The organism is Hydrogenispora ethanolica (assembly GCF_004340685.1).
Taxonomy (GTDB): domain Bacteria; phylum Bacillota; class UBA4882; order UBA8346; family UBA8346; genus Hydrogenispora; species Hydrogenispora ethanolica.
Genome location: NZ_SLUN01000002.1, coordinates 34467 through 51259, shown reverse-complemented (window position 1 = coordinate 51259; position 16793 = coordinate 34467). Strand labels below are relative to the sequence as shown.

Annotated in this window: 14 protein-coding genes; all 14 read left to right on the top strand. The window is 56.9% G+C overall.

The genetic code is table 11. The features are described 5' to 3' along the window. Window positions 1–265: 265 nt before the first annotated feature. The 14 genes from EDC14_RS01815 (at window position 266) to fucU (ending at window position 16600) form a co-directional block, all read left to right on the top strand. Entirely contained in the window at window positions 266–2131 is a 1866-nt protein-coding gene (locus tag EDC14_RS01815) for an ATP-binding cassette domain-containing protein (RefSeq protein WP_165907720.1), read from the top strand. Between the two features lie 12 nt (window positions 2132–2143). After that, window positions 2144–2725, top strand: coding sequence for an ANTAR domain-containing response regulator (locus tag EDC14_RS01810; protein ID WP_132012477.1), 582 nt, complete (start codon window positions 2144–2146; stop codon window positions 2723–2725). A 449-nt stretch (window positions 2726–3174) separates the two neighbouring features. Continuing rightward, the gene (locus EDC14_RS01805) at window positions 3175–4695 is read left to right on the top strand and encodes a sugar ABC transporter ATP-binding protein (RefSeq protein WP_132012476.1); all 1521 of its coding nucleotides are present in this window, start codon (window positions 3175–3177) and stop codon (window positions 4693–4695) included. Continuing rightward, a complete protein-coding gene (locus EDC14_RS01800; protein ID WP_132012475.1) occupies window positions 4692–5669 on the top strand; it encodes an ABC transporter permease in 978 nt (325 codons plus the stop codon). The genes EDC14_RS01805 and EDC14_RS01800 overlap by 4 nt, the downstream gene beginning before the upstream one ends. Window positions 5670–5710: 41 nt before the next feature. Then, window positions 5711–6658: an ABC transporter substrate-binding protein gene (locus EDC14_RS01795; protein ID WP_132012474.1), complete on the top strand. Its 948-nt coding sequence runs from the start codon at window positions 5711–5713 to the stop codon at window positions 6656–6658. 239 nt (window positions 6659–6897) lie between these two features. Further along, window positions 6898–7890, top strand: coding sequence for an ABC transporter permease (locus EDC14_RS01790; protein ID WP_243662764.1), 993 nt, complete (start codon window positions 6898–6900; stop codon window positions 7888–7890). Between the two features lie 152 nt (window positions 7891–8042). Beyond that, window positions 8043–9014, top strand: coding sequence for an ABC transporter substrate-binding protein (locus EDC14_RS01785; protein ID WP_165907719.1), 972 nt, complete (start codon window positions 8043–8045; stop codon window positions 9012–9014). A gap of 505 nt (window positions 9015–9519) precedes the next feature. Further along, complete coding sequence (locus EDC14_RS01780) at window positions 9520–10536, top strand: LacI family DNA-binding transcriptional regulator (RefSeq protein ID WP_207930693.1); 1017 nt, start codon at window positions 9520–9522, stop codon at window positions 10534–10536. A 75-nt stretch (window positions 10537–10611) separates the two neighbouring features. Next, complete coding sequence (locus EDC14_RS01775) at window positions 10612–12192, top strand: xylulokinase (RefSeq protein ID WP_132012472.1); 1581 nt, start codon at window positions 10612–10614, stop codon at window positions 12190–12192. Then, a complete protein-coding gene (locus tag EDC14_RS01770) occupies window positions 12189–13229 on the top strand; it encodes a galactitol-1-phosphate 5-dehydrogenase (protein WP_132012471.1) in 1041 nt (346 codons plus the stop codon). Before EDC14_RS01775 ends, EDC14_RS01770 begins: the two co-directional genes overlap by 4 nt. A 6-nt stretch (window positions 13230–13235) precedes the next feature. After that, a complete protein-coding gene (locus EDC14_RS01765; protein WP_132012470.1) occupies window positions 13236–14102 on the top strand; it encodes a class II fructose-bisphosphate aldolase in 867 nt (288 codons plus the stop codon). Beyond that, window positions 14099–15043: a 1-phosphofructokinase family hexose kinase gene (locus tag EDC14_RS01760; RefSeq protein ID WP_132012469.1), complete on the top strand. Its 945-nt coding sequence runs from the start codon at window positions 14099–14101 to the stop codon at window positions 15041–15043. Before EDC14_RS01765 ends, EDC14_RS01760 begins: the two co-directional genes overlap by 4 nt. 52 nt (window positions 15044–15095) lie before the next feature. Then, complete coding sequence (locus EDC14_RS01755; RefSeq protein ID WP_207930692.1) at window positions 15096–16136, top strand: aldo/keto reductase; 1041 nt, start codon at window positions 15096–15098, stop codon at window positions 16134–16136. Between the two features lie 29 nt (window positions 16137–16165). After that, window positions 16166–16600: an L-fucose mutarotase gene (gene fucU / locus EDC14_RS01750; RefSeq protein ID WP_132012468.1), complete on the top strand. Its 435-nt coding sequence runs from the start codon at window positions 16166–16168 to the stop codon at window positions 16598–16600. Window positions 16601–16793: the final 193 nt, after the last annotated feature.

Below are 16793 nucleotides of genomic sequence, written 5' to 3'. Positions count from 1 at the left end.
TGAAGCAGCGGCAACTCCGTCTGAAGCAGCGGCAACCCGGTCTGAAGCAACGGCAACTCCGTCCGGGGGCCAACGGGAAGCTGCCAAAAAATAAGATCCGGAAATGAGAAGGAATTTAAATAAAAATTAACGAAATCGATACGTCGGTACAATTTGTCCCAATCGATCGGTCATCCGGGAAAACGGCTTGCGATCCAGACGGGCAAGACTTGGCTCCGGAGTCCAATGGATGAAGCGCGGAGCGCGCCGATGGGAGGGGTCGTCAATGTTCGGAATGGAGAACGGTCGCCTTTTGGAGAAGGCCGACACCTTGCTGGCCATCAAGAATCTGCGGATCAATGGCGTCAGCAAAGATTATTGCAGTATCAACCTGGATCTCAACCGGGGCCGGATCCACGCCATCATGGGCGAGTCGGGCGCGGGGAAAACCGGCTTGGCACACATTCTGGCCGGGATGCGCCGTTGCGATCAAGGGGCGATCGAGATGAACGGCCAGCCCATTGAGATCAGAAATCCGCGCCAGCCGTTCGCGTTGGGCATCGGCGTGCTGTTTCAGAATACCCAACTCAGCTTCATTCCTCATTTGACGGTCAAGGAGTATTTATATCTCTGGGCCGACACCCTGATCGTCTCCGGCAAGCGGTTGGCCGACCAGGCTGCGCGGCTGCTGCGGGATTATGAGATCCGCATCGATCCCCACGCTTTGGTGAGCGACCTCAGCCAGGAGGAATGCCGGCTGTTGGCCCTGATGAAACTGCTGGCCCGCGATCCCGCCGTCGTGGTATTGGATGAGCCCACCTCCGACCTGAGCGAGATCAAGAAACAGCATTTTTTCCGGATCATCCGCCGGTTCGCCGAGAAAGGCAGCGGCGTGCTGTATCTCTCCAATAAACTGGATGAGATCCTGCAGATCGGAGATGAGGTCACCATCCTGAAAGATGGCGGGACGGTCGCTCATTTCCCCATCGATTATGCGAAGAAGCACCCCGAAACCATTCTCGGCCTGTATTTCGGGCGGGAAGTGCCGGGCTATTCCAGTGACGACGAGTTTAAAGAGGTCATGGACACCATCTTGCATACCACCGAGCTGTTGACCTCCGAATATGAGCTGCAGGATCTGCTCAACCTGCTGGCGGAGAAGATCGCCGAAATCTCCAAGGCCGACGGCTGCAATATTTTGCTGCTGGACGAATTCTCCGCCAACGTGGTGGAATGCTTCCGCCATCTGCCGCCGGGAATGGCCGCGGTGGAACTGAAAGAAGCAGTGGTCCGCGCGGTCATCAACGATGGCAAGCCGCTGATCGTCAACCACGTTGCCGAAGCGGAGATGGCCCATTATTTTCAACAAGCCAGTGATGTCAAAGCCATGATCTGCGTGCCGATCCGGATGCGCACCAAGATCAACGGGGCCATCGAGGTCTTTTACTCCCAGCCCAAGAACTTCACCCCCGAAGAGATCGAGCTGTTGATGACCTTCGCCACCCAGGTGGCGATCGCCATCGAAAACACCCGGCTTTTGGGGCGTTCGACGCTGCTCAAGGAAGCGCACCATCGCATCAAAAACAATCTCCAGTCCATTATCAGCCTGCTCATCCTGCAGTTGGAGACGGATCATCAGAAGAGCCTGCCCGCCATCGTCTGGCAGATCATTGACCGCATCAAGACTATTGCCAGCGTCCATGAGATCCTCTCCCAGGATGAGCGGGGCATCGGGTTGATTAACTTTCAGAATCTGCTCAAGCTGATTCACGCCAATTTTCAGGAGAAGGACCGCCTGAACCGGATCAAAGTCCGGATCCAGGCGGACGATCTGTACGTCTCTTACCGGACCGCCACTTCGTTGGGGCTGGTGGTCAACGAATTATTGGCCAACTGTTTTGAACACGCCTTTCCCGACGGCAGGAACGGCACAGTCATGCTCCGCCTGGAGCATGATGAGAACCGGGTTTACCTTCAAGTGAAGGATGACGGGGTCGGCTGCGCCGGTCCCGGTCCCAATTCGAGCGATTCTTTGGGGTTGACCTTGGTAAAGACACTGGTTCACCGCGATTTGCGGGGAACGATCGAGATCTCAAGCAGCCCGGGGACGAAAGTCAGTGTCGTTTTTCCAAAGCAGCAGATTAATTATTGAGCGGGTGAGATCATGAAGGACTTACGGATTGTGGTCGCCGAGGATGAAACGCTGGTCGCCTTGAGTATCATCGCCCAACTGAAAGAACTCGGCTATCAGGTGGTGGGGGATGCCACCGACGGCGGCGAGGCAGTCGAACTCTGCGAGGCCCTGCGGCCGGACCTGGTGGTGATGGATATCAGCATGCCCAGAGTAAACGGGATTCAAGCCGCGGAGATTATCAAAGAAAAGTGGCTGATCCCGGTGGTCATTGTCAGCGGCTATTCGGATGAGAACCTGATCCGGGAAGCCGCCGCCGCCGGCGTGTTCAGTTACTTGATCAAGCCGGTGACCAAGCAGAATCTGGCCCCCGCCATTGAGGTCGCGTTGCGGAATCATGCCGCGTATTGCGAGGCCCGCGAAGAGTCCAGCCGGCTCCGGGAGCAGTTGGAGGAGCGGAAGCTGATCGAACGCGCCAAGGGGATCCTGATGGAAAAGCAACACTTGACCGAGGCCGAGGCCATGAAGAAGCTCCAAAAACTCAGCAACGCCCGGAATGTGAAACTGGCCCAGCTGGCCAGGGAGGTTATCGCTGCCAATCAGCTGTTGTCATGAGCCGGCGTGGGTTTCTGTCACGGTATCCGGGACGACGCATCTTCCACCGTAGCCTTTACGGGGAACGGATTAGGAGATCCGAAAAAGCAGTTCTCCTTGTCTTTGCCGGGAAGGGAAAATAGATTTCCTGTTTTTTTAAACTTCTCTTGATTTTTTTGTAACAACTGAGTAATATAGAGATGTCAAATCAGTTACAATGAATTTCTCTCACTCACGGCGGGTGAGTAGAAAGCGGCGAAGAACGCCAATTGGCTAATTGTCTCAATTAGCTGGTTGGCGTTTTTTTATTTTCAAATTGCGGCGAGGAGGTTGAAAAACACCGGCGATAAAGCACCAGCGGCATGGTTTGGCGGGGAGCTTGAGAGAATCTCCGGTTTTTTTAGGCTGTAAGACACGAGACCCGGGTTACCTGCGCCAAACAATTGATGGTAAGGGAGATAGCGATCGTTATGAGTGAATTGCTTTTAAAAATGGAGAATATCCGCAAGACCTTTCCCGGGGTCATTGCCTTGGACAATGTGAACATGGACCTCTGTCGCGGCGAGGTGCATGCGATCGTCGGCGAGAATGGAGCCGGCAAATCGACCCTGATGAAGATCTTGAGCGGGATCTACCAGCCCGATAAAGGGTCCTTGTTGTATAAAGGGTCCCCCGTTACCCTGGGCGGGCCCAATGACGCTCAAAACCGGGGCATCTGCATCATTCATCAGGAACTGAACCTGGCGCCCCATTTGACGGTGGCCCAAAATATCTTTCTCGGCCGGGAACCGCTGCTCTACGGGCGGGTGCTGGACGAACGGCGCTTGAACCGCATGGCCGCCGCCATCCTGGAGCAGCTGCATCTGGATATTAAACCGACGACCATCGTGAGTGAGCTGGGCGTATCCAAGCAACAGATGGTGGAGATCGCCAAAGCGCTGTCGGTAAAGTCCGAGGTGCTGATCATGGATGAACCGACTTCCGCGTTGAGCGAGGCGGAGATCGCCGAACTCTTCCAGACCATTCACCGGTTGAAACAAGAGGGCGTCGGCATCTTTTATATCTCGCACCGCCTGGAGGAGTTGCAACAGATCGTCGACCGGATCAGCGTGTTGCGGGATGGACATTTTATCGGGACTTGGGAGTACGGGCAGTTAACCCTGGACGAGATCATCGCCAAAATGGTCGGCCGCCCGCTGCATGACAAATTCCCGCAACGGCAGCTCGAGATCGGGGAGACCATTTTTGAAGTCAAAAATATAACCCGCAAGGGCATCTTGAAAAATATCTCGTTTCAACTGCGCAAAGGCGAAGTGTTGGGGATCGCGGGCCTGATGGGCGCCGGCCGGACCGAATTGGCCCGGGCGATCTTTGGCGCCGATCCCAAAGATGGCGGCCAGATCCTGCTCGAAGGGAGAGAGCTTTCCGTCACCAACCCCGTCGCGGCCATCAAGGAAGGCATCGCTTATCTTTCCGAGGACCGCAAGCGGGATGGCCTGGCCCTGAAATTGCAGGTGGACGAGAATATCACGCTGGCCAATGTCCCCTTGGTCTCCAATGCCTGCGGCGTTTTGTCCCGGCAGAAAGAGCAGGAGATCGCCGCCAAGTTCGTCAACGACCTGCATATCAAGACGCCCAGCCTCACCCAGCTGGCGGTCAATCTCAGCGGCGGCAATCAGCAGAAGATCGTCATCGCCAAATGGCTCTGCCGCAACTCCAAAGTGATTATCTTCGACGAACCGACCCGCGGGATCGATGTCGGAGCCAAATATGAAGTCTATGAGTTGATCAACGCTTTGGCCGCCCAGGGGGTGGGGATCATCATGATCTCCTCGGAACTGCCGGAGATTCTGGGGATGAGCGACCGGATCATCGTTTTGCATGAAGGCAGGATCACCGGCCAGCTGAATCGCTCCGAAGCCTGCCAGGAGCGGATTTTGAATCTGGCGACCGGTCTGGAAAATCAAAACAAAGAAGGTATGGGAGCATGAGTTCGACTATCGTTACCAAAACCAACTCGCAAAAAATCGCCTTAAATCAGAGCGTCGTGGAGAAGTTCGCCGCATTCGCCGCGCTCATCCTGATGCTGATCATCTTTTCGCTGATCTGCCCGCCGTTTCGAACGGTAAACAACTGGGTCACTATCGCCTTGCAGACCAGCATCATCGCTTTCATCGGCATCGGAGTCACTTTCGTCATTATCACCGCCGGCATCGATCTGGGAATCGGATCGGTCTTGGCCCTGGCCAGCGTGGTAACGGGATTGGCCATGAACGCGGGCTACCCCTCGCCGCTGGCGATACTGTTCGGGCTGATCGTCGGTTTATTGTGCGGCTTATTTAACGGGTTCGTGATCACCCGGCTCAAACTGCCGCCCTTCATCGCCACGCTGGGGACCATGATGATCGCCCGCGGCGCGGCGTTATATATCACCAACGCCGCACCGATCTCGGTTTCGGAACCGCTCTTTGATCTGTTGGGCGGGAGAATCCCGGGGACCCAGATCCCCGTGCCGGTGTTGCTGATGATCGTGGTGGCCCTGATCTTCGGTTTCATATTGCGCCAAACCCGGCTGGGACGCTATGCCTACGCCATCGGTTCCAATGAAGAAGCGGCCCGCCTGTCGGGCCTGAACATCAATCGCACCAAATACATGCTGTATGCTATCTCCGGCCTCTTATCGGCGGTGGCCGGCATCGTGCTCGCTTCGCGCCTCTCGACCGCGCAAGCCACGGCCGGTGTCTCCTATGAGTTGGATGCCATTGCCTCGGCTGTCATCGGCGGCACCAGTCTGAACGGCGGGACCGGTACCATCACCGGGACCATGATCGGCGCCTTCATCATCGGCGTGCTGCGCAATGGGCTGAATATGATGGGAGTCTCCTCGTTCATCCAACAAATTACGATAGGAGGTGTGATCATCCTCGCGGTCTACATTGACCAACTGCGGAACAAGAAAGCCTAAAATGCCATAAACCGAAAATCAAAATTTGGGAGGAAGAAATCATGTTGAAAGGCAAGAGTTTCATTATCGTGATGGCGCTCCTTTTCGCGCTGACCCTGGTGGCCGGCGGCGTTTTAGCCGCTGCGGAAGACATCGCCGTGATTGTGAAGACCAATAGCTCATCCTATTGGCAGGTGGTGAATAAAGGGGCGCAAGCCGCTGCTAAAGAATTGGGCATCAAGATCACCTATGACGGGCCGGCCGCCGAAACCGACATTAACGGCCAGGTCTCCATGGTGGAAAACGCCATCAACCGCCAGGTGAAAGGGATTGTCCTCGCGCCCTGCGATCCGAAGGGTCTGGTCAAAGTGGCCGAGCGGGCCAAGGCGCAGAAGATTGCGCTCATCGGCATCGATTCCGCGCTCGACACCCGATGCGATTCCTTCTTGACCACCAATAACGTGGCCGCCGGCAAAAAAGCCGCTCAGGAATTGATCAAACGCGCCGGAACCACCGGAAAAGTCGCCCTGATGCTCTATGTCGCCGGCGCCGGCAGCTGCGTCGACCGGGCCAAAGGATTTACCGATGAGATCAAAGCCAGGACCAAGATGACCATCGTCGGGCCGTACTATTCCGAATCCGATTCGGCCAAAGCCCTGAACCAGATGACCGACGTTTTGGCATCCAACCCCGACTTGAAAGCGGTTTTCGCCGCCAATGAGCCGACCGCCATCGGCGTCGCCAAGGCGATCGACGAATCCGGAAAAGCCGGCAAACTGGTGGCCATCGGTTTTGACGGCGCTCCGATCCTGCAACAATATGTCGAAAAAGGCGTGCTCCAGGGAATCATGGTGCAAAGCCCCTACAACATGGGTTATCTCGGCGTCAAGGCGGCTTGGGATAAGATGAAAGGCAAGAAGATCAAAGCGTTCATCGATACGGGAGTTTTCGGTGTAACCACCCAAAACATCAAGACGGACGAAGCGCAAAAAGCGTTGGGCAATAAGTAAGAACCCCCCATTGTCTGAAGTTGAGGTCTGCTCAGGAGTCTTATCCGATAGGGCAGGCCTCAATTCAGCGTATATCGGTTCGAACCGATTCCCTCAATTTTCCAAGAATTACGGCCTGGAATGAAAAACTTTCTTTATGGCGCATACCGCGGATAGTATAATATGGGCAGAGTGGTTGTTCATTCGAGTCATGGATAACCATGAGAGACCGGCTTTGAAGCCCAAGGAGTGTGCTTACGTTGGCAGTCAAAGAAGAACCCAGTCGCTCCGCTCCATTTTCGGTTTGGCAAAATCTGAAGCAGTTGGCGCCATTTTTGATCTTATTGGCGATGGGAAGCATTTTGACCGTACTGTCGCCCTATTTCTTAACAGTCGACAACCTGCTGGCCATCGGGGTGCAGATGGCGGTCATCGGAATTATGGTCATCGGCGAAATGATCGTCCTCATCGCTTCGGGAATCGATTTTTCGGTCGGCTCGGTCCTGGCCTTGGGAGGCGTGATCAGTTCGGTCTTGCTGGTGAAAGGGGTTCCGGAACCGCTGTGTATCCTGGCCGGCGTTCTAGCCAGCGCGTCCTGCGGATTTGTCAATGGTTTCTTGATCAGCAAAGGGAAGCTGCCGCCGTTCATCGCCACGCTGGGAATGATGGGAGTGGCCCGGGGCTTGGCCCTGGTCATTAGCGACGGCGGGGTCATCTTCGGTTTTCCCAAATCGTTCAGCTGGTGGGGGATGGGAACCATTTTCGGCAGATTGCCGGTCCCCATCTTTTTAATGGCGATCGTCGCCTTCATCGGCTATCTGGTGTTGCGCTATACCCGCTTTGGCCGGCTCAGTTACGCCATTGGCAGCAATATGGAGGCGACCCGCCTATCCGGGATTCAGGTCGACAATTACTTGATGGGCTATTACACGCTCTCCGGATTATTGGCCGGTTTTGCCGGAGTCGTCCTTTCTTCCCGCTTGAATACCGGCCAACCCACCGCCGGCTCCGGCTACGAGCTCGATGTGATCGCCGCCTGCGTGATGGGCGGGGTTTCGTTGCGGGGAGGCGTGGGAACCGTCCTGGGAGCCATCATCGGCGGTTTGATTATGGGCTTGTTGCGGAATGGCTCCAATCTGTTGAACATCTCGGCATTCTGGCAGCAAGTGCTGGTCGGCGTAGTGATCATCGGCGCGGTCTTTTGGGACCAGTACCGTCAACGCCGTCCCAACAGCAAAAATCCGACCTTTTAAAAGCATGGGATAAGTCTTTCGAAGCACAAAAGGTTAAAAAACGACTTTATCACTTGCTTCAAGTAATCGCTGTGAATCACAGCTCTTTTTAAGCCAGCCGCACAGAAAATAGAAAACGAAGGAGCTAATTCTTGCTCAAAGGGGGGTGCCGGTTGAACGGAAAAAAACGCTGCCTGCTACCGTTGCTCTTGGCCGGAGTATTATTTTCCTGCACCGTAACCTTCTCGGCCGCCAAAAAGATCCCGACGATATTGGTCTGCCCCAAAACCTTGGATAATTCCTTTTGGGGGAATGTCCGCGCCGGAGCCATGACCGCCGGAAAAGAATACGGCGCGAGCGTGATTTGGAAAGGGCCGACCGTGGAGACGGATATCGCGGGGCAGTTGGCGATCATGGAGGATTTTGTGAACAAGCGGGTGGATGCCATCGCTTTGGCGGCCACCGATGTCAAGGCTTTATACGCGCCGGTGAAGAAAGCCCTGAACGCCAAGATCCCGGTCGTCTCGTTTGACTCGGGCCTGGACCCCGATCCGACGTTGTGCCTGATCGCCACCGATAATTATAAAGGGGCCTTTGAGGCCGGGGAAGCGTTGGCGAGGCTGATCGGACAGAAAGGCAAGATTGCCTGTATTCCGCTGATCTCGGGTGCTTCCACCTCCATTTTGCGGGAGAAGGGGTTCAATGCGGCGATCGCCAGATACCCCGGGATCCGGTTGGTGGCGGTGCAATATTCCGAAAGCGACGTGGCCAAGGGAATGGCCGTTGCCGAAAATATTTTGACGGCCAATCCCGATCTGGACGGTATTTTCGCCGCCAATGAGCCGGGCGCCATGGGAGCCGCGCAGGCCGTCAAGGCGCGCGGCTTGAGCGGCAAGGTGAAATTAGTGGCGTTCGACGCGTCGCCGATGGAGATCGAGATGCTGCAGAACGGCACCATCCAAGCGTTGATTGTCCAAAATCCCTATAACATGGGGTATCTGGCGGTCAAAACCTGCATCGAAGCGTTGAATGGCAAAAAGGTCCCCAAGCGGATCGATACCGGCGTTGCGGTGGTAACCATGGACAATTTTTATGAACCCAAGATTCAACAGCTTTTGTATCCGGCGGGAAATAGCGGCAAGTAACCGGTTTTGGGGACAAGGAATCCGTTGGAACGGCTCAAGGAGATCGTTTTGTGGATAAACGAGCTCTTTCAGTCGTCGGGTAAGCTCTTTTTGTGGATAAGAGAGCTCGCTCAGTCGCTCAGCAAGCTCTTTTTGTGGATAAGAGAGCTTGTTTTGTGAATGAGAGAGCTTGCTCAGTCGCTCAGCAAGCTCTTTTTGTGGATAAGCGAGCTTGTTTTGTGAATGAGCAAGCTCGCTCAGTCACTCAGCAAGCTCTTTTTGTGGATAAGCGATCTATTTTTGTGGATAAACGGTTCCGTTTAACCGGGTTAACGGCAGGATGGACAAAGGCTCTGAGAAGCAAGTGATAAAGTCGTTGGTAAACCTTTTGCAACCTGCTTTCCGGTTCGAGACTTTATCACATGGCTTTTCAATGGGTTTGAGTTCCGGATGTTTGGGATAACGGTTGCAATTTCTGCGGCGGTGCAGTACAATCACATTAGAACGAAACGTTTCGCTCCGGAGGGTGATTCAAGTAGCTGCGACCATTAAAGATGTCGCCCGGGCCACCGGGCTTTCGATCGCTACGATCTCAAAGTATTTGAACGGCGGAAATGTGCTGGAAAACAACAAGAAGCTGATCGAGGAGGCCATTGTCAAGCTCGATTTCAAAGTGAATCAGATGGCGCGCGGCTTAAAGACCAGCCATACTCAGACGGTGGGGATTTTAATCCCCAACCTCGAAAATATCTTTTGCACCAGCATTATTTCGAATATCGAAAATATCCTGTTGCAAGAGGGCTATTCCACGATCATTTGCGATTTTAAGGAAGATGCCGGGCTCGAAACGGAGAAGTTCGAGTTTTTGATCACCAAAATGGTGGACGGGATCGTGCTGATGCCTTTATTCAGCACTGCGGCCCGGATTAACGAGGCCGTAGCCAAAGGGGTCCCCGTGGTGCTGATCGACCGCTTGATCAAGGGAGCTGACTGCGACGTGGTGCTGGTCGACAACCTCAACGCTTCGTATCAGGCGGTGGAGCAGCTCATCGTGCTGGGTCACAAGCGGATCGGGATCGTCGTCGGACCGAAGAGCATTTATACCGCGCAAGAACGTTTGAAGGGCTATCTCCGGGTCCATGAGGATTACAATCTGGAAGTGAAGGAAGAACTGATTCAATACGGCGACTATGATGTGCAGAGCGGCTACGATCGTTTCAACCAGCTGCTGGCGGGGGAAAACCCGCCCACGGCCGTCTTTGTCACCAATTACGAAATGACCCTGGGAGCGGTCATCGCCATGAACGAACGGAATCTGAAGCTTCCGGAGGAACTGTCCTTTATCGGTTTCGACAATCTGGAATTGGCCAGGGTCGTCAAACCCGCGCTCTCGGTGGTGGTCCAACCGATGGCGCAGATCGGCGAGATCGCGGCGCAGCTTCTGTTGAAACGGCTCAGAGAGGATCTGGCGGGCTTTCCTGCCATGTACCGGTTGAAGTCCGATCTGCTCTTGAAAGAGTCGGTCCGGCAATTCAGCGACTAATCATTTGACAGAAAAAACGAAACGTTTCGCTATCCTGTCATTTACTTAAGAAAAACCTTTCGAAAGGAGCCAGCCATGGAAAAGCGTTTGCTGTTGGGGATCGATATCGGAACTTCCGGCTGCAAGCTGACGGTCTTTGATTTTGACGGGCGGGTCCTCGCCGGAGCGGCCGGGACCTATCCCACCGCCCATCCGGCGCCCGGCTGGGTGGAACAGGATGCGGAACAGTGGTGGACCGTAGTCCGCCGGGAGCTGCGGGGCTTGATGACCGGGGCGCCGGTGGATCCCCGGGCGATCGCGGCCATCGGAATCGACGGCACCAGTTGGGCCTGTCTGCCGGTGGATGCGTCCGGCAAACCATTGCGTCCGGCCCTGCTCTGGCTGGACCGGCGCGCCGAGGCCCAGGCCGCCTGGTTGCGGGAGCAATTTGGCGCCGCCGAATTGAGCGCCGTCAGCGGCAATCCGGTGGACCCGGCCTATATCACTCCCAAAATCCTCTGGCTCAAGGAGCGGGAACCGCAGATCTACCGCCAAACCCGCCGGTTCCTGCAGAGCAACGCCTATATCGGTTTCAAGCTGACCGGAGCGTATTCCCAGGATTATTCGCAAGGCTACGGCTTCCATTTTTTTGAAATTGCCAAGGGCGATTGGAGTGAGGAACTGGCGGAAAAAATGGGCATCTCGCTGGAGGTGTTGGCGCCGCTGGTTCATTGTCACGAGGTGATTGGCACGGTGACCCGCAGCGCGGCGGAGGAGACCGGCCTGATCCCGGGAATTCCGGTGGTGGCCGGAGGTTTGGATGCGGCGTGCTGCACGCTGGGGGCAGGCGTGATCCGGCCCGGTCAGACCCAGGAGCAAGGCGGGCAGGCCGGCGGAATGAGCATTCAGCTGGAGCGTCCCCTGGTTCATCCCCGCCTGATCCTGGGCTATCATGTGTTACCCGGCCAATGGTTGCTGCAGGGCGGCACGGTGGGCGGCGGGGGCGCGCTGCGCTGGTTCAACGAGCAGTTGGGCGGTTTTGAGCAGGAGCTCGGCCGGCAGTTGGGGCGGAGTTCCTTCGAATGGATGAGCGAAGCGGCGGCGACGGTACCGCCGGGAGCGGACGGCCTGCTCTTTCTGCCGTATATGGCCGGCGAACGCTCGCCGCTTTGGAATAGCAAGGCGCGGGGCGTATTTTTCGGCCTTTCCTATGACAAGACCCGGGCTCACCTGATCCGCGCCGTCATGGAAGGGGTGGGTTATTCCCTGCTGCATAACCTGGAGACCGCCCGGGAAGCCCAGGCCACGGTCGAACAATTGGTCAGCGTCGGCGGTTCGGCTAACAGCGCCGTCTGGACCCAGATCAAAGCCGACATCACCGGCAAGGTGATCCGGGTGCCTTTCTCCGACCATGCCACCACCTTGGGCGCGGCCTTGCTGGCCGGGGTGGGAACCGGAGTGTACCCCGATTTTGAAACGGCGGTAGGGCGAACCGTGCGGGTACAGCGGACCTATACTCCGGATCCGGCGCGACACGCCGTATATCAAGAGTTTTATCAGCTTTATCGCGAGCTGTATCACCAGCTGGTCGGTTGTTATGACCGTTTGGACGCTATCGTCAGGTCAACGGCCGACCTCATGAAAGAACAAAACGTGAGTGAGGGGGCAAGTTCATGAAAGCGGCCGTTCTTTACGGACAGCGGGATATTCAATACACCGAGGTGGAGACGCCCCGGCCCGGGGCTGGCGAGCTATTGGTCAGGATGCGGGCCACCGGGGTCTGCGGCTCGGATCTGCCACGGGTGCTGGGGACCGGCGCTCATTTTTACCCGATTATTCTGGGGCATGAGTTCTCCGGCGAAGTGGTGGAGACCGGCGGGCAGGTCACCGGAGTGGCGGTGGGCGACCGGATCGCCGGGGCGCCGCTGGTTCCCTGTTTTCATTGTGACGATTGCTGGAACGGGAACTATTCGCAATGCAAAAACTATACTTTTATCGGTTCCCGGATCCCCGGCAGCTGGGCCGAGTATGTCAAACTACCGGCCCGTAACGCGGTGAAGCTGCCGGAGGGAGTCAGCTATGAACAAGGAGCGCTGTTTGAACCGACTACCGTGGCCCTGCACGGATTGTTCGTGATGGACTTCCGGGGCGGCGCCGATGTCGCGGTGATCGGGGCGGGAACCATCGGCCTGTTGGCGTTGCAATGCGCCCGGATCCTGGGCGCCCGGCGGATTTTCGCGTTCGATATCGAGGAACGCCGGTTGGAATTGGCCAAGGAATACGGCGCCGACGTTTGCATCCATACCGGCGCCGCCGAGTTTCGGGAGGCGGCCCGGGAAGCGACCCATGGCCGGGGTTTTCCGATGGTCATCGAGACCGGCGGGGTCGAATTCACCGAGAAGCTCAGTCTGGAACTGGCCGGGAACAAAGGCGCGGTGATGTTCATCGGCACGCCGTCGAAGTCCATCAGCCTGGCGCCCCGGGAGTTCGAGCATATCAACCGCAAGGAACTGACGGTCCGGGGTTCCTGGATGTCGTATTCGGCGCCCTTCCCGGGACGCGAATGGGAACTGGCCGGCGTCTATTTTCAAGAGGGCAAGCTGCGCCATAGGGAGTTGATTGACCGGATCGTTCCCCTGGCGGAGATCGGAGAGGCGTTTAAGGATTTGGCTATCCCGGGCAAAGTCTCCGGGAAAATATTATTAAGGGGGTAGACGGCGATGGCGTTAGTCAATCCGCTGGCGATGATCGAGGCGGCCCGGCGCAAAGGAGCGGCGGTTGCCGCATTTAACGTTCATAATCTGGAGACGGTTCAAGCGGTGGTGGAAGCCGCCGCGGCGGAGCGGGCGCCGGTGATGCTTCAAACCACTCCCGGGACGCTGAAGCATGCCGGAATTCCCTATATTGCGGCGATCGCGAAGGTTGCGGCCGAGCTACACCGGATTCCCGTCGCCTTGCACGTCGATCATTGCGGCTCTTTCGGAACGATCGTCCAGTGCATCCAATATGGCTATACGTCGGTAATGATCGACGGTTCCCACTATCCCTACCCGGAGAACGTGGCGCTGGTTCAGCGGGTGGTGGAGATCGCCAAGGCGGCCGGGGTGGCGGTGGAGGCCGAATTGGGCAGGATCGGCGGCACCGAGGATCAGGTGACCGTGGCGGAACGGGAAGCCACCTTCACCGTGCCCGAGGAAGCCCGGGACTTCGCCGCCGCCACCGGCATTAACACCTTGGCGATCGCCATCGGCACCGCCCATGGCGAGTACCACGGCGAGCCCCGGATCGATTTTGAACGGTTGACGGCGATCCGTTCCCTGGTGGATATTCCGTTGGTGCTGCACGGCGCTTCCGGAGTCCCCGATGAGAGCGTCCGCCAAGCGATCCGGCGGGGAATCGCCAAGGTCAACATCGCCACCGAACTGAAGATCCCGATGGCCCAGGCCATTCAAGCGAGCTTCGCCCAAAATCCCCGCGAGAACGACCCCCGGAACTACTTGGGGGCGGCCAAGGAAGCCGTTAAACGGGTCGTTCGCGAGAAGATCCGGCTCTGCGGCGCCAGCGGATTGGCGGATGAGCTCCGATGAACAAGCCGATTTTAGCCATCACCTTAAATCCGGCCATCGACAAGGTCTACGCGGTCGATGATTTCGCCATCGGCGGGGTCTTCCGGCCCCGTGCCATGACGGCGACAGCCGGCGGCAAAGGGTTGAACGTGGCCCGGGTTGCCCATCTTCTGGGCGAGCCGGTGGCGGCCGGCGGTTTCATCGGCGGCGGCAATGGCCGGTTCATCGCCGAGCAAGTGCGGGAGAGCGGCATCGCGACGGCGTTCGTTCCGATCCGGGGCGAATCGCGGATCTGTATCAACATCACCGACCGCAACAGCGTCTCCACCGAGGTCCTGGAGCCGGGACCGCAGATCCGAGCCAAGGAGTGCGACCGTTTCATCGCGGCTTACCGGCGGCTGCTGGTTAATTGCGCGGTGGTGACCGCTTCGGGGAGTCTGCCGCAGGGAGTGCCGGCCGACTTTTACCGCACCCTGATCGGGGTCGCTCACGTTCAAAAGATCCGGTTTCTTCTGGATAGCAGCGGTGAGGCTTTGGCGCGCGGCATGGAGGGAGCGCCGTACCTGATCAAGCCGAATCAGGAAGAGGCGGAGAAGCTGCTGGGAATGGAGTTGACGACCGTCGAGGCGCAAGCCGGGGCGATTGTGAAATTCCGGGCCCAAGGCATTGAGCTGCCCTGCATCACGCTGGGCAAGAACGGTTGCATGGCCGGTTTGGCCGATGGGGTTTATCACTTTTACGGACCCGCGCTGGAAGTGGTCAACAGCGTGGGGTCGGGCGATTCGTTCATCGCCGGTTGCGCGGTCGGCATAGCCCGCCAGCAGGGACTCGTCGAAACCATCAAGCTGGGGATGGCGGCCGGGATGGCCAATACCCAATTCTTCCAGACCGGGATGGTCTCTTTGGAACTGGTGGAGCAATTGTACGGGCAGATCCGTTTTGAGCGGGTTCGCAGTTATTGAACGAGGTGCCAAAGGGTTAACCAAAAACGGAACCAATAGGAGGAGGTTCATCATGCCAAACTCAAATGATCATTCATTCATCGCCCCGGACGGAGTCGATCCGCGGCAGGTCCCCAAACGGACTTTGTACACCGGTGCTCAGATTCCGGCAGTCGGATTGGGTACTTTCGGATCGGACCGTTTCAGTGGGGAGCAGATTGCGGCGGCGGTCCGGGGCGCGATCGCCGTCGGCTACCGCCACATTGACTGCGCCGCCGTATACGGCAACGAGCAGCTGATCGGCCCGGCCTTGCGGGATGCGATGCAAGCGGGGATCCCCAGGGAAGAGCTGTGGATCACATCCAAAGTCTGGAATGACATGCATGGCGAAGGCGATGTCCTGCTCTCTTGCGCCAGGACATTGAAAGACCTGAAGCTGGAATATCTGGACCTGTATCTGGTCCATTGGCCTTTCCCGAATTACCATGCGCCCGGGGTGAGTGTCGATTCGCGCGATCCCCACGCCCGGCCTTACATTCATGAGGAGTTCATGGAAACCTGGCGCCAGATGGAACGGCTGGTCGACCTGGGTCTGGTGCGGCATATCGGCACCTCCAATATGACCATCCCGAAGCTGAAGTTGTTGCTGCGGGATGCCCGGATCAAGCCGGCCTGCAATGAGATGGAGCTGCATCCCCATTTCCAACAGCCGGAGTTCTTCAAGTTTGTGGTCGATAACGGAATCGTGCCGATCGGCTTCTGCCCGATCGGTTCACCGACCCGCCCCGATCGGGATAAGACCGAGACCGACACCGTGGACATTCAGGATCCGGTTATCGTTAAGATCGCCCAACGCTTGGGGGTTCATCCGGCGGTGGTCTGTGTCAAATGGGCGGCTCAACGCGGTCAAGTGCCAATCCCCTTCTCCATTCACCGCCAGGAGTATCTGGTGAACCTCCAATGTACGGTAGGCGATCGGCTGACAGAGGAAGAAATGAGGGAGATCGCGGCGATCGACCGGAATTGCCGTTTGATTAAAGGCCAGGTTTTCCTGTGGGAGGGAGCCAAGGACTGGCAGGATCTCTGGGATGAGGACGGCGTGATTGCCGGTTGATAAAATAACGGATAGGGAGGATGAAACGCATGTTGAAAGGGATACCCAAAATCATTTCGCCGGAATTATTAAAGATCCTGATGGAGATGGGCCATGGCGACGAGCTGGTCATCGGCGACGGTAATTTTCCGGCGGCCAGTTGCGCCCGGCGGCTGGTGCGCGCCGACGGGCACGGCGTTCCCGAGTTGCTGGACGCCATCTTGAAGCTTTTCCCGCTCGACCCGTACGTGCCCGCTCCCGTCGGGCTGATGGCGGTGGTGCCCGGCGATACGGTCCAGCCGGTCATCTGGGAGGAGTACCGCCGCATTGTGGAGCGCTATGATCCGAAGGCCGCTGAACCGGAATTTATCGAGCGCTTCGCTTTCTACGAGCGGGCCAAACAAGCCTATGCCATTGTGGCCACCGGTGAAGCGGCGCTCTATGCCAATATCATTCTGAAGAAAGGCGTCGTGGTGGAATCATAGCTTTTACGAAGTAAAACAATTGCTGGGTTTAAAGACTGTCCGGAAGATCTCCGGCGGTCTTTTTTTTATTTGGGGCATGTGGAAAGGAACAGCCCGTTAAAAAAAGTAAACCATTAGTGCAAAATTATGCTTGAATAGTATATCAAATCAGAGTATATTAAAAGTAAACTGATAGTTTAATTAAATACATCAA